This window comes from Tenacibaculum discolor (genome assembly GCF_003664185.1).
In the GTDB taxonomy this organism is placed as follows: Bacteria; Bacteroidota; Bacteroidia; order Flavobacteriales; family Flavobacteriaceae; genus Polaribacter; species Polaribacter discolor.
On the sequence record NZ_RCCS01000006.1, the window covers coordinates 365,852 to 378,297 of the forward strand.

A 12,446-nucleotide genomic window follows, 5' to 3' on the forward strand; every position below is an offset into this window, starting at 1 on the left:
ATTAATCTGCTCTTAGTGCTACAATTGGTTTAATTTGTGCTGCCTTTTTTGCTGGTAAATACCCTGCAATTAACCCTGATAAGATTAAAATAATGGTAGCTCCTATTACAATTCCTGGACTTACACTTGGATCTTTTATAAAGTATTTTTCTAAACTATCTCCAATAGCACTTAAAATGTAAGTTCCTAAACTTAAACCTAAATATCCTGCTATTGTGGTAATTAAAATAGACTCTTGAATTACCATACCAATTATTGAGGATGGTTTTGCACCTAATGCTTTACGGATTCCGAATTCTTTAGTACGCTCTTTAATAACAAAAATCATAATGTTACTAATACCTATAATTCCTGCAATTAAAGTTCCTGAACCTACAAATATGACAATGAAATACAATGCAAACATAAATTGATTGATCCCTTTGTTTGCTTCCGCCATATTTCTTACAGATAAAGCACTTTGATCATCTGGGTGGATGTCTAATTTTTTACGTAAATCTCTTTCTAATCGATTACCAAATGTAATGGCCTGATCTAAATTTAACTTTGGATCGTACCCTATATTAATCTGACTGATGTAATCATTATTTCCATATAGTTTTTGCGCAGTTGTTACAGGCATATAAGTCAATCGTTCTTCATTATCTCCTCCTTTATCAGAAAATATTCCAACTACTTTATATGAAATTCCATCTACATTTACTCTTTTTCCCAACGCAGGTCTTTCTCCAAATAAATCTTCCTTAACAAGTCTACCAATCACAATTACTTTAGATTTATTTTTTAAATCTAAATCGTTAATATACCTTCCTTCATCAATAATTGTTTTTTCTAAAAACTGATGATCTGGGTGAACTGCACGTAATTGATAATTATTTTGATTGTTCTTATAAGTAATGTTTACGTTCTTGTATATTCTTGCCGTTAAATGTTGAATTTTGTTTTCATATTCGTCTTTAACATAATCAAAGTCTTTATTTTTTAGCTGAATTCTTCTTCCTGTTTGTAATCCTTTATAAGGTTTTGATGTTTTCCACACTCTTACAAACATAGCATTGGTTGCATCATCTACAAAAGCAGATTTAAACTGATTTTGTAAACCTGATACAATTCCGAATAATAGCGTAAATAGTAAAATAGCGAAAGCAACGGTGAATCCTGATAAAACAGAACGCAGCTTATTTTTACCAATACTTTGAAATATTTCTCTCCAGCGATCTAAATCAAACATAATTAAATTGCTTTTGCTTTATTCGCTACTCCTGTTAGCTCATCACTTATGATAACTCCATCTTTTAAACGAACAACTCTATTAGTTTGAGCTGCTACTTCTTCTTCGTGTGTAATTACAAAAACAGTCATGCCCTCATCGTTGATTTCTTTTAGTAAATCCATTACCGAATCGGTTGTTGTAGAATCTAATGCCCCAGTAGGTTCATCTGCTAATACAACTTTTGGCTTAGTAGCTAAAGCTCTTGCAATTGCTACACGTTGCTTTTGACCTCCTGAAAGCTCATTTGGCAAGTGGTTAGCCCATTCTTTTAATCCTACTTTATCAAGATATTCTAAAGCTATTTCTAATCGCTCTTTTCTAGAAATTCCTTTATAATATAGTGGTAACGCTACATTTTCTAAGGCTGTTTTATAAGAAATTAAGTTAAATGATTGGAAAACGAATCCTAAAAACTTGTTACGTAATACAGCAGCTTTCTTTTCATTTAAATTTTCTATTAACTGTCCGTTTAAGTAATATTTTCCTTCATCATGTGTATCTAATAAACCTACAATATTTAATAAGGTAGATTTTCCAGACCCTGAAGATCCCATAATAGACACAAATTCCCCTTCTTTTATGTGTAAATCTAACCCTTTTAAAACATGAAGTGAGTCTTTTCCTATAGGGTAAGATTTGTGAAGATTTTCTATTCGAATCATAGTGTTAGTTAATTTTTAAATAAAAATAAATACTGATTTTTCTAATCTGCAGTAAATTATTGTTAAATCATTATTTACTTTCTTACAAGACGCTTAATTTTGATTAATGTTACAAGTTAACACTTAAATTTTTACAAAAAACTAAATATGAACAATTTACCTAGCAATAAAAAAGTGATTTTGTTTGATGGTGTGTGTAATTTTTGCAACGATAGTGTACTAAAAGTTATAAAATATGACACTAAAAATATGTTTCTATTTACTTCCCTTCAATCTGACATAGGAAAAGAAATCACACAATATCTGGGTATTGATACTTCTAAAGTTGATTCTATTATTCTATATGAACCAAATGTGGCTTATGATATTAAATCTTCAGCCGCTTTAAAGATTATGAATGGTTTTGGTGGAGTTTGGAAGTTAACTCAAGTTTTTTGGATTCTACCTGAAGGACTTAGAAATATTGTATACGATTATATTGCTAAAAATCGTTATAAATGGTTTGGTAAAAAAGAAGCGTGCATGGTTCCTTCTAAAGAAATACAAGAAAAATTTTTATAAAAAAAAAGCTCACCAAGTGGTGAGCTTATTCATAGCAATATTTCCCTGTTTATTGGGGGGACAACTTAATTAAAATAAATTTTTGAAGCTCCTAAGGCAACTTCTTTAGTATCTTTTTTAGTTTTTGCTGATAAATCGTAAATATCTAATTTACTATTACCCGAAAAGCTAGCATCTAATACAAAAACTTCGTTGTTTCTTACACCTAAACCATAAAGGTATCCTGCATCTGTAGTTAATAATTCAGATGTTGGTAAAGTAGTAGCATTTACATCCGTTTTATAAATGTTATTTCCTAAACTATAATAAATATTATTACCATCTAAAACCATTTGAGAAGGGTGCTCTCCTTCATTGAAAACTAATTCTGAATCAACCTCGTTACTAGCTGTATTTATAAAAGAAATAGCTGCTAATGTATGTCCTACTACATTCCAATTCTCATCATAAATAGTATTTCCTTGAGATAAAACTACTAACTTACCTGAACTATCTACATATAACTCATCTGGTCTATCTTTAACTGTTATTTCTTTCACTACTGACTTTGTAGCAATATCAATTATAACTACTTTATTATTTGTTCCGAATGCTCCTAAATGAGAAACATATAATTTTCCATTTTTAGCAATAATTCTTTCTGGTCCTAAAGCTACGTCTACTGTTCCTTCTACTTCTAAAGAGTTTAAATCTACAATTGCAACAAAATCATCACTTTCGTTATCAGTAGCTCCCCAATTAGTTACGTAACCTTTATTACCTACTACTGTCATATACCTTGGTTTTGATAAACCTGTTGTAATAGTTCCTTCCTTTTCAAAAGTATTTTTATCTACTACTGTTACTGTATTTTGGTTATCAGCTACAATGTAAGCTCTATCATTATCAAATGCTATAGACTGAACATACTCTCCAAACTCAGCATCATTTACTTTTTTATAAATTGTATTTTCTACAACTGATAAATCGTTAGATACAAAAGTAACAGACCCTGAAACAGATTCAGTACCTTCACCACTTATCAAAATTCCGTTTCCATAATCTATTTTAGGAGAACTAGGTGCTTCATCATCACTACATGATGTAAAAAGAATACCTCCTAAGAATAATATTCCTAATAATTTAGTTATTTTCATTAGTTAAAATTTATAATTGATATTTATGTTAAAATTTCTTTGTGGCATAGGCCTCCTTGGCATAACCATGTATTTTTCTCCTAATAGATTATTTACCTTGACTCCTAATAATAACTGATTTCGTTTCTTTTGGTATACCTTATATTCTGCTCCTACATTAACTATAAAAAAATTAGGAACTATAAAATCATTAGAGTTATCTTCGGTCGTATATACTTCTCCATTAAAAAGTGACTGAGCAAATAGGTTAACTTTTTTACGACTTATCGATAAGTTACTATTCAATAAATGTTTAGGCACAAAAGTTAAATACTTATCTGTTTCACTATCTTTAGCTAAAGCATAAGAGTAGTTAGAGGATATATTAAATCTATACTCTCCAAAAACAACTTCATAACTTAAACTAGCTTCTATACCTTTATTTTGAGTTTCATTTAAATTGATTGGGGTCCAAACTCCTGGTCTATTTGGGTCTCCAGAAGGTGTCCAGACTATCTTGTCATCTGTATTAATCAAATAAGCCCCTACATCAATGTTTAAACCTTTATTTGAGTACCCCAATCCTACCTCACCTTGAATAGATGTTTCTGGAATCAAATTTTCATTTCCTTGTCCTGGCCAAAACAAGTCATTATATGTTGGTACTCTATAATTTTTAGATCCGTTGACTCTTACATACCATTTTGAAATAGGAGTTGCTTTTATCCCTGCAGCATAAACAAACGGAACCTTATAATCTGAATTAAAATCCTTTCTTAACTTAACATTAAAGGAAACATTTTTATGTATATCTTGTGTATAAACAAGGTACTGAGAAAATTGTTTTCTATTTTTCTCTTTAATTACATCTGTACTACCAAAAGCAGATTCATACTCTGAAAAAGACGAAATCTTTGCTTTAATTCTAGGAAGTTTATAATTCAGGTTGTACGACGCTATTACTCTTCTCGATTTTCCATAATTAAAATTATCAGAAAACTTATTAGAAAAGTATTGATACTTCTGTGTTAAATATGCTAACTTGACTTCATGTCCTATCCTACCCTTTTCAACACCATACACCAATAAGTTTCTCTGGTTAGAGTCTATATATTTTTCTCTTGCAGATGTTGGATTAGGTAATGTTCCTGAGAAATGACGCTCACCAGAAAAGCTTGTACTATAAAACTTTAATTCAGATTGATTATTGAACTTATACCCAAAACCTAAGTTAATTCCATAGTTTTCATAAGCTCCATTAGTATTCCTATACTCTGTATCAAACAATTTAAAATCATTTTCTGAAGAATTTCTAGAAACTCCTATAGCTATGCTATATTTTGAATTGGATATTTTTGATTTAAAAAATGAATTAAATGTATTATAACTTCCCCCTGTAATTACAAATTGATTTTTTACATTAAATCCTTCCGTGTAATTTAAAACATCATTTAAATGTACAGTTCCTCCTATGGCTCCTGAACCGTATTCAATACTCCCTCCTCCTTTTCTTACATCAATAGCGTCATTTAGGCTTACTGTTAAAGAATTAAAACCTGTTTGCCCATTGTTTATAGAATTAATGTTTATTCCATTCCATACAACAGCTGTATTAGAAGCGCTCGTCCCCCTAAAACTCACAGAACTTGTCCCTCCTTTTCCGTACTCCTTTAAATAAATTGATGAATTATATCTTATTAAATCAGTAAAAGATTCAATATTTCGTGTCAACACAGAATCTGAAAGACTAACCACATGTTGACCTATAGAGTTTTCTTTTAATTTTTTTGTAGCATTGATGATTACTTCATCCAATCGATAAGAAATTGTATCGTTTTGCCCTACCAGAACAACCACATAAAAAAAAGAAAAAAATGTAATTACTTTTTTAGCCATATTCTACCAAACTTTTATCCCGAAAGCTTTAATTAAATTATAATAATTGGCAGGTCTCCTGGCTTGCGTCTTGTAACATACCTTCCCATTAAAAAACAGTGGTTTGAGTAATTGTTACAAGCTTAATAGCTTACAGTTGCGGGAACAGCTTCGGTTTTGCACCGAATTCCCTTTTAATTTTCTTTAATAGATGATTAAAGAAAAACCAAAAATCACGGCAAATGTATAGTATTCTTATAAATTAGCAACCATCAAATCATGATATTTTGCGAATTTTGTTTTTAAGTTCTCTGGTAGTGTATAATAATCTGGATGAATCATTTTTGCTAAACATTCCACTCCTTCTACTAAAGTACCCGCAGAAGATTGTGTAAACATCGCGAAGTCAGCAATGTATACTTGTTTGTTTTTTACAGCTCTCAAAGACTTCCATTCTTCTCTTTCTTCTAAAAACTTCATGTCTTCTAGTGTTCTATCGATTCCATATCCACAAGGAGCAATAATTAACACCTCTGGATCATACTTTACAATTTTATCCCAAGAAATAACAATGCTATCTCCTGATGGATGCGATAACAAATCAATACCACCTGCGTAGCCTATTTGATGAGGAATCCAGTGTCCGCAATTAAACAACGGATCAATCCACTCTAACAGCATTACACTTTTAGACTGTATTTTATGTTCACGTTGCACATCTACAATGTCATATATACGTTTTTTTAATCCCTTCACATACGCCTCTCCTACTTCTTCCCGCTTCATAGCTTTTGCAATGGTTAATGCATTATCAAAAACGTCTTCTAAAGAGTTTGGTGTTATAGAAATTAACTCGGGAACCTTAGGTAATTTATAAGCTGATTTTGCCACAGACTCCGTATCTATTTGGCAAACATCACACACATCTTGTGTAAAAACAATATCAGGTGCTATACTTTCCAAAACAGGTTCATCTACATAATACAAGGTTTTTCCTTCCGCCTTTGTTTTTGAAAAAATAGCCGTTATTTCTTTACTCGTTAGCACTTTTCCTTCCAACTTATATCGAACAGCCACTTCTTTTTCTTTTAAAGCCACTTCAGGACACTCAAAAGTAATTCCGTTTAAATAATCTTGTAAGCCCATATCATAAATCATCTGAGTTACTGCTGGCATAAAAGAAGATACTGTCATAATTCGTAGTTTTAGTTCAGCAAAAATAAACAGTTCTCTATTTTAATTTGTTTTTTATTAAAAATCTTTCCAATCTTTGTGTCAAAATAAAATGCGATTTCATGATATATTATATCTCAGGAGGTGAACGTTCAGGTAAAAGTAGCTATGCACAAAAACTAGCAGAATCTTTATCTGAAACCCCTATTTACCTAGCGACTTCTCGTATTTGGGATGAAGATTTTAAACAAAGAGTTGACAGGCATATTTCTGATAGAGATGAACGTTGGACCACTGTTGAAGAAGAAAAATGGTTAAGTAAAGTAATTTCTGAAAAACAAACTGTGGTTATCGATTGTGTTACATTGTGGCTAACAAACTTCTTTGTAGATACAAAATATGATATTGAAAAAGCACTAGAAATCGCCAAAGAAGAAATAAACAAATTGGTTAAAATTGACGCCAATATTATCATCATTTCTAATGAAATTGGTATGGGGTTACATGCTAATTCTGAGTCTGGAAGAAAGTTTACACAACTACAAGGTTGGACGAATCAACACATAGCAAAATTGGCTGACAAAGCTACTTTTATGGTATCTGGACTTCCATTAACTTTAAAATAACACATGACAACAACTATAACTCCTCTATCAAAAGAACTACAAAACGAACTTCAAGAAGAAATTAACTTTAAAACCAAACCTATTGGTGCTTTAGGCGGTTTAGAAAAAATTGCTTTACAAATTGGTTTAATTCAAAATACAACTACTCCTGTACTGTCAAAGCCTACTATTATGGTTTTTGCAGGAGATCATGGAATTGCGACCACAGGAAAAGTGAGTCCATATCCACAAGAGGTTACGCAACAAATGGTGTTTAACTTTTTGCAAGGAGGTGCTGCCATCAATGTTTTTTGTAAACAAAATAATATTCTTTTAAATATTGTAGATGCTGGTGTAAATACTGATTTTGAAGCACATCCTCAACTTACCGATGCTAAAGTAGCTAAAGGAACTCAAGATTATAGTACTACTAAAGCCATGACGCTAGAACACTGTCAAGAAGCTCTGGAAAAAGGGAGAAAATTGGTAAGAAAAGTATATAGTGAAGGTTCCAATATTATTGGTTTTGGCGAAATGGGAATTAGCAATACTTCATCTGGAGCTTTATTAATGAGTTATTTTACCAATACACCTATTGAAAAATGTGTTGGTAGAGGTACTGGAGTTGATGATAAAGGACTACAAACAAAAATCGACACATTACGTGAGGTTTATAAGTTACATGCCGATTCTATTTCAACACCTATGGAAGCCCTAACTGCTTTTGGCGGATTTGAAATTGTAATGATGTGTGGTGCTATGTTAGAAGCCGCTTCTTTAAAAATGACCTTACTTATTGATGGTTTTATTGTTACTTCTGCCCTATTAGCAGCTCATGCAATGAATTCTAATATTCTAGACTATTGCATTTTCTGTCATAATTCAGGAGAACAAGGTCATCAAAAAATGTTAGAATTTTTAAATGCTGAACCGCTTTTAAATTTAGGTTTACGTTTAGGTGAAGGTACAGGTTGTGCAGTTGCATTTCCTATTATTCAATCGAGTGTAAACTTTTTAAACGAAATGGCTACTTTTAAAAGTGCCAATGTTAGCGAGGCCTAGTTATGATAAAAAGACAAATCCATTATTTTTTAACTGCTGTATTATTTTTCACACGAATTCCGTGTCCTAAATGGGTAAATCATTCTCCTGAAATACTCAATAAGAGCAGTCGTTATTTTTCTTTAGTAGGAATTGTAGTTGGAAGCATTGCTGCACTCGCCTATTTCGCTTCCGCTTATATTTTTTCTACAGATATTGCTATTGTAATCAGCATGATTAGTTCTATTTGGATTACAGGGGCTTTTCATGAAGATGGATTTGCCGATGTATGCGATGGTTTTGGTGGTGGATGGACCAAAGAAAAGATTTTAACCATCATGAAAGATTCCAGACTTGGAACTTTTGGAGTTAGTGGTTTGGTCTTTATCCTAGCTATAAAGTTTTTAGCTCTATATCATTTACAAAGCCTATCCGTTAATTTAATTTTAGTAATTATCTCAGGGCACAGTATTAGCCGATTTATTGCAACTATAATGTTATATACACATGAATATGTAAGAGATATTGACAGCTCTAAAATAAAGCCAACAACCAAACAAATGAGTGGTAAATCGCTACTCATATCAGCTATTTTTGGAATAGTTCCCTTATTTTTCTTTCAAAAGCCAATGATATTTTTGGTGTTGCTCCCATTACTACTTATCTATTTGTATATGGGGCATTTCTTTAAAAAATGGATTGGAGGTCAAACAGGAGATTGTGCGGGTGCTTTGCAACAAGTAGCTGAAATTGTTTTTTATCTAAGTCTACTCGCTTTATGGAAGTTATTTTAGTACGACATACCACTCCAAATATCGCCAAAGGAATATGCTATGGTCAAGCTGATATTGGGGTAACAACTACTTTTGAAGAAGAAGTGAGTACTATTCTAAAAAAAGTTCCTGTTAACGATACCGATATAACATATTACAGCAGTCCCTTACAACGTTGTAAACTTTTAGCTGAAAAACTTTCATCTACAATAATTTTTGACGATCGACTGAAAGAACTTGATTTTGGTGATTGGGAGCTCCAAAAATGGAATGATATTGATAAAAAGGAACTCGATATTTGGATGAAAGACTTTGTAAAAACTCCTGCTAAAAATGGAGAGTCTTATATCGATTTACACAACAGAGCCACCGATTTTTTAACCGAATTAAAAGCCAAAAACCTCCAAAAAGTAGTGCTTGTTACCCATGCGGGAGTAATGAGGAGTCTTTGGGCTTATACAAACAATATTCCGTTGGAAAAATCATTTGAATTAAAACTAAACTACGGAGATACACTAACCTTCCACTTATAAAAATAGAGTACTATGAAACGTTATTTACTTATTTTTTCTTTATTACTTCTGTTCACACAGTGTAAGCAAGAAACTAAAAAAACTACTGAAAAGAAAACCTCACAAAGCACTGTAAAATATGCCAAAGGCTTTGATATCATTTCAGAAAACGGAGCAAAAAAATTAATCATAAAAAAAGCTTTTCAAAGCTCGCACGAATATTTTTCTTACACCCTTTCCAACAAAACCAACCTTTCTAAAAATGAAATTAAAGTTCCTGTAGAAAAAATGGTAATTACCAGTACTACGCATGTTCCAATGTTGGAACTTTTGAATGCTGAAAACACTATTGTTGGTTTTCCGCATACCAAATATGTTTCTTCAAAAAGAACAAGAAATAGAATTGACGAAGGTTTTATTGTTGAATTAGGCTTGGAACAAGACATGAATACTGAAAAGTTGATTGATATTGAACCTGAATTAGTTGTTGGTTTTGCCCTACATCCAAATACTAAACTATACCAAAACATCAAAAAAACAGGGATTCCTGTAATTTTTAATGGAGATTGGCTAGAAGAAACTCCTTTAGGAAGAGCTGAATGGATTAAATTTTTCGGGGCTTTATACGGAAAAGAGAAGGAAGCTGATAGCATTTTTACCAACATAGAAACAGAATACTTAAAAGCTAAAGAAATTGCTAAAAACAGTGCTAAACAGCCTACTATTTTATCTGGAAGTATGTTTAAAGATGTTTGGAATGTTCCTGCGGGTGAAAGTTTTATTGCGACGTTTTACAACGATGCGAACTTAAACTACTTGTGGAAAGAAACCAAAGGAACGGGTAGCTTACCACTAAGTTTTGAAAGTGTATTGGAAAAAGGACAACATGCTGATTTTTGGTTTAACTGTGGCTTGTATGCTACCAAAGAACAGTTAACTACTGCAAATATTCATTACAAAGAATTTGATGCGTTTACCAATAATAAAATATTTTCTATCGGACATAACAAAGGAGAAACTGGTGGTTTAATTTACTTTGAACTCTCTCCTGTACGACCAGATTTGGTGTTAAAAGATTTAATAAAAATTACGCACCCTAATTTGTTGCCAGAATATGAATTAACTTTTTATAAAGAGGTGGAGTAAACTTAGATTGGTTCTTAACCTTTAAACTAGTAACTTAGCTATCAATAGATATAAGTGTTTATAATTAACTCATGTATCTAATCATGTTCGTATAATAAAAAGAATGAATTGATAGAAGAGTTGAAATATTGGTTTACTGAACATCCTATTCTACTAAGTATCTTTAAATACTTAGTATGGATTATATTGATTTTATCAATTATTGCGTGGGCAAGAAGGCTATTAAAAAAGCGACTACCAGACAATTCTCTAAGATATAAATCGCAAAAAGGAATTGAAATTATCGGTTACTTTTTCGCCATCCTAATTACTATTACATATTTCACGGGTAACATTAAAGATTTTGGTCTTGCCATTGGGCTCCTCACAGCCGGTATAACAATTACTTTACAGGAGTTGTTTCTTAGCATTGCTGGTTCATTTTATATTTTTTTTGTACATGTATACAAACCTGGTGACAGAATTGAAATCAATGGAATTAAAGGCGATGTGATTGATATTGATAGTATTTACACAACAATGATGGAAATCGGTCAATGGGTTTCAAGTGATAACTACAGTGGTCGAATAGTCAAGCTAAGTAATGCTTTTGTATTTAAAGGCCCTGTTTATAATTATTCTCAAGATTTTCCCTTTGTGTGGGATGAATTCAATTTACCTATTCGTTACGGCTCTGATATTGAAATGGTAAAGAAAATTATAATTTCTGTTGCTCAAGAATATCTATCGGAATATGTTAATGCTTCGATTTCTGATTGGAAAGATGTAGTTGACAAATATTATATAGAAGATGCACAAGTTGATCCAACTCTTGCTATTACTCTAACTGACAATTGGATTCAGTTTAACTTAAGATATATTGTTGATTACAAGAAAAGAAGATTTACTAAACATATTCTGAACGACGAGATTGGAAAGAAAATTCAACAAACTAATGGTAAAGTTATTCTAGCTTCCACGACATTTGAAATTGTAAAAATCCCTACGGTAAACTTTGAAGGAGAAAAAACAACACAAAGCAAAAAATAAACTGTTTTATCTAACCTGCTGTGAGACTACCTCACAATCGTTCTAAACGTTAAGTTTACTCGTGGTCGGTGGACTTTTTTTGTAGGCGGTAATCGGTGTAACCAATGGGTTTGGGTTTCATCTTTCATTACTAATAACGAACCATGTTCCAATACTTTATACACCGTTTCTTTGGTCTGTTTGTGTTTAAAACCAAAGCGTCTTTCTGCTCCAAAACTCAACGAGGCAATCGCTCCATTCTTTTTTAAGTCTTTTTCTCCGTCACTATGCCACGCCATTCCTTCAGAACCATCGTGGTATAAATTCAATAAACAAGAATTATACGTTTCACCAGTTTCCTTTTCAACTAACTCTTTTAACGTTAACAATTCTTTCGTAAACGGTAAAGCTGTTTTTGTAATGTTGGAATAGGAATATTCAAAAGGTTGTTCGGCATACCAAGCTACTTTTCGTTTGGTTACCATTCGTTTTCCAAAAATAATTGCTTCGTCGTTACGCCATTCAATAGAGTTTAATAAAGCCTCATAATAATTGTCTGCCTCCACTTTTGGTAAAACAATACCGTAGTAATTTACTGTTCCGTCTTTTGGAAGTAAGTTTTTAGGAACATCATCAAATTGTGAGAATAAATCCATCGTTATAAAATTAAAAAACTCCTGTAGATTACAGGAGCTTTAGTAC

The 12,446-nt window shown here is 32.0% G+C and carries 13 protein-coding genes and 1 riboswitch; of the genes, 7 read left to right on the forward strand and 6 right to left on the reverse strand.

Going from position 1 to position 12,446, the window contains the following annotated elements; translation table 11 throughout:
• Nucleotide 1: 1 nt before the first annotated feature.
• A complete protein-coding gene (locus C8N27_RS07925) occupies nt 2-1,231 on the reverse strand; it encodes an ABC transporter permease (RefSeq protein WP_099214296.1) in 1,230 nt (409 codons plus the stop codon).
• A gap of 2 nt (nt 1,232-1,233) precedes the next feature.
• Nucleotides 1,234-1,935: an ABC transporter ATP-binding protein gene (locus C8N27_RS07930; RefSeq protein ID WP_099214295.1), complete on the reverse strand. Its 702-nt coding sequence runs from the start codon at nt 1,933-1,935 to the stop codon at nt 1,234-1,236.
• 147 nt (nt 1,936-2,082) lie between these two features.
• Between C8N27_RS07930 and C8N27_RS07935 the strand changes: the two genes are divergently transcribed.
• Nucleotides 2,083-2,496 (forward strand): thiol-disulfide oxidoreductase DCC family protein, encoded by a 414-nt coding sequence (locus C8N27_RS07935; RefSeq protein WP_121146926.1) that lies wholly within the window; start codon nt 2,083-2,085, stop codon nt 2,494-2,496.
• Between the two features lie 65 nt (nt 2,497-2,561).
• Here the strand turns inward: C8N27_RS07935 and C8N27_RS07940 are convergent, their stop codons facing one another.
• The 3 genes from C8N27_RS07940 to C8N27_RS07950 form a co-directional block, all read right to left on the reverse strand.
• Entirely contained in the window at nt 2,562-3,632 is a 1,071-nt protein-coding gene (locus C8N27_RS07940) for a YncE family protein (RefSeq protein WP_121146927.1), read from the reverse strand.
• A gap of 3 nt (nt 3,633-3,635) precedes the next feature.
• A complete protein-coding gene (locus C8N27_RS07945) occupies nt 3,636-5,507 on the reverse strand; it encodes a TonB-dependent receptor plug domain-containing protein (RefSeq protein WP_121146928.1) in 1,872 nt (623 codons plus the stop codon).
• 31 nt (nt 5,508-5,538) lie between these two features.
• A riboswitch (cobalamin riboswitch) is annotated at nt 5,539-5,732 on the reverse strand.
• Nucleotides 5,733-5,741: 9 nt separating this feature from the next.
• On the reverse strand, nt 5,742-6,680 hold the full coding sequence (locus tag C8N27_RS07950) for an ABC transporter substrate-binding protein (protein WP_121146929.1): 939 nt from the start codon (nt 6,678-6,680) through the stop codon (nt 5,742-5,744).
• A 101-nt stretch (nt 6,681-6,781) separates the two neighbouring features.
• Between C8N27_RS07950 and C8N27_RS07955 the strand changes: the two genes are divergently transcribed.
• The 6 genes from C8N27_RS07955 to C8N27_RS07980 all read left to right on the forward strand — a co-directional run bounded on the left by C8N27_RS07955 (nt 6,782) and on the right by C8N27_RS07980 (nt 11,765).
• On the forward strand, nt 6,782-7,285 hold the full coding sequence (locus C8N27_RS07955) for a bifunctional adenosylcobinamide kinase/adenosylcobinamide-phosphate guanylyltransferase (RefSeq protein WP_121146930.1): 504 nt from the start codon (nt 6,782-6,784) through the stop codon (nt 7,283-7,285).
• A gap of 3 nt (nt 7,286-7,288) precedes the next feature.
• Nucleotides 7,289-8,326: a nicotinate-nucleotide--dimethylbenzimidazole phosphoribosyltransferase gene (gene cobT / locus C8N27_RS07960; protein WP_121146931.1), complete on the forward strand. Its 1,038-nt coding sequence runs from the start codon at nt 7,289-7,291 to the stop codon at nt 8,324-8,326.
• A gap of 2 nt (nt 8,327-8,328) precedes the next feature.
• A complete protein-coding gene (locus tag C8N27_RS07965) occupies nt 8,329-9,099 on the forward strand; it encodes an adenosylcobinamide-GDP ribazoletransferase (RefSeq protein WP_121146932.1) in 771 nt (256 codons plus the stop codon).
• Nucleotides 9,084-9,611, forward strand: coding sequence for an alpha-ribazole phosphatase (gene cobC / locus C8N27_RS07970; RefSeq protein WP_121146933.1), 528 nt, complete (start codon nt 9,084-9,086; stop codon nt 9,609-9,611). Before C8N27_RS07965 ends, cobC begins: the two co-directional genes overlap by 16 nt.
• Nucleotides 9,612-9,623: 12 nt before the next feature.
• A complete protein-coding gene (locus tag C8N27_RS07975; RefSeq protein WP_121146934.1) occupies nt 9,624-10,736 on the forward strand; it encodes an ABC transporter substrate-binding protein in 1,113 nt (370 codons plus the stop codon).
• Between the two features lie 396 nt (nt 10,737-11,132).
• Entirely contained in the window at nt 11,133-11,765 is a 633-nt protein-coding gene (locus tag C8N27_RS07980; RefSeq protein ID WP_394342566.1) for a mechanosensitive ion channel domain-containing protein, read from the forward strand.
• A gap of 26 nt (nt 11,766-11,791) precedes the next feature.
• Here C8N27_RS07980 and C8N27_RS07985 read toward each other — a convergent pair whose 3' ends face one another.
• A complete protein-coding gene (locus C8N27_RS07985; protein WP_121146935.1) occupies nt 11,792-12,400 on the reverse strand; it encodes an alpha-ketoglutarate-dependent dioxygenase AlkB family protein in 609 nt (202 codons plus the stop codon).
• Between the last annotated feature and the right edge of the window lie 46 nt (nt 12,401-12,446).

Excerpts from the sequence above, each read along its gene's own strand:
- C8N27_RS07965 (WP_121146932.1), top strand. The coding sequence starts at position 8,329 with ATGATAAAAAGACAAATCCATTATTTTTTAACTGCTGTATTATTTTTC.
- C8N27_RS07955 (WP_121146930.1), top strand. The coding sequence starts at position 6,782 with ATGATATATTATATCTCAGGAGGTGAACGTTCAGGTAAAAGTAGCTAT.
- C8N27_RS07930 (WP_099214295.1), bottom strand. The coding sequence starts at position 1,935 with ATGATTCGAATAGAAAATCTTCACAAATCTTACCCTATAGGAAAAGAC.
- cobT (WP_121146931.1), top strand. The coding sequence starts at position 7,289 with ATGACAACAACTATAACTCCTCTATCAAAAGAACTACAAAACGAACTT.
- C8N27_RS07935 (WP_121146926.1), top strand. The coding sequence starts at position 2,083 with ATGAACAATTTACCTAGCAATAAAAAAGTGATTTTGTTTGATGGTGTG.
- C8N27_RS07985 (WP_121146935.1), bottom strand. The coding sequence starts at position 12,400 with ATGGATTTATTCTCACAATTTGATGATGTTCCTAAAAACTTACTTCCA.
- C8N27_RS07945 (WP_121146928.1), bottom strand. The coding sequence starts at position 5,507 with ATGGCTAAAAAAGTAATTACATTTTTTTCTTTTTTTTATGTGGTTGTT.
- C8N27_RS07940 (WP_121146927.1), bottom strand. The coding sequence starts at position 3,632 with ATGAAAATAACTAAATTATTAGGAATATTATTCTTAGGAGGTATTCTT.
- C8N27_RS07975 (WP_121146934.1), top strand. The coding sequence starts at position 9,624 with ATGAAACGTTATTTACTTATTTTTTCTTTATTACTTCTGTTCACACAG.
- C8N27_RS07925 (WP_099214296.1), bottom strand. The coding sequence starts at position 1,231 with ATGTTTGATTTAGATCGCTGGAGAGAAATATTTCAAAGTATTGGTAAA.
- cobC (WP_121146933.1), top strand. The coding sequence starts at position 9,084 with ATGGAAGTTATTTTAGTACGACATACCACTCCAAATATCGCCAAAGGA.
- C8N27_RS07950 (WP_121146929.1), bottom strand. The coding sequence starts at position 6,680 with ATGACAGTATCTTCTTTTATGCCAGCAGTAACTCAGATGATTTATGAT.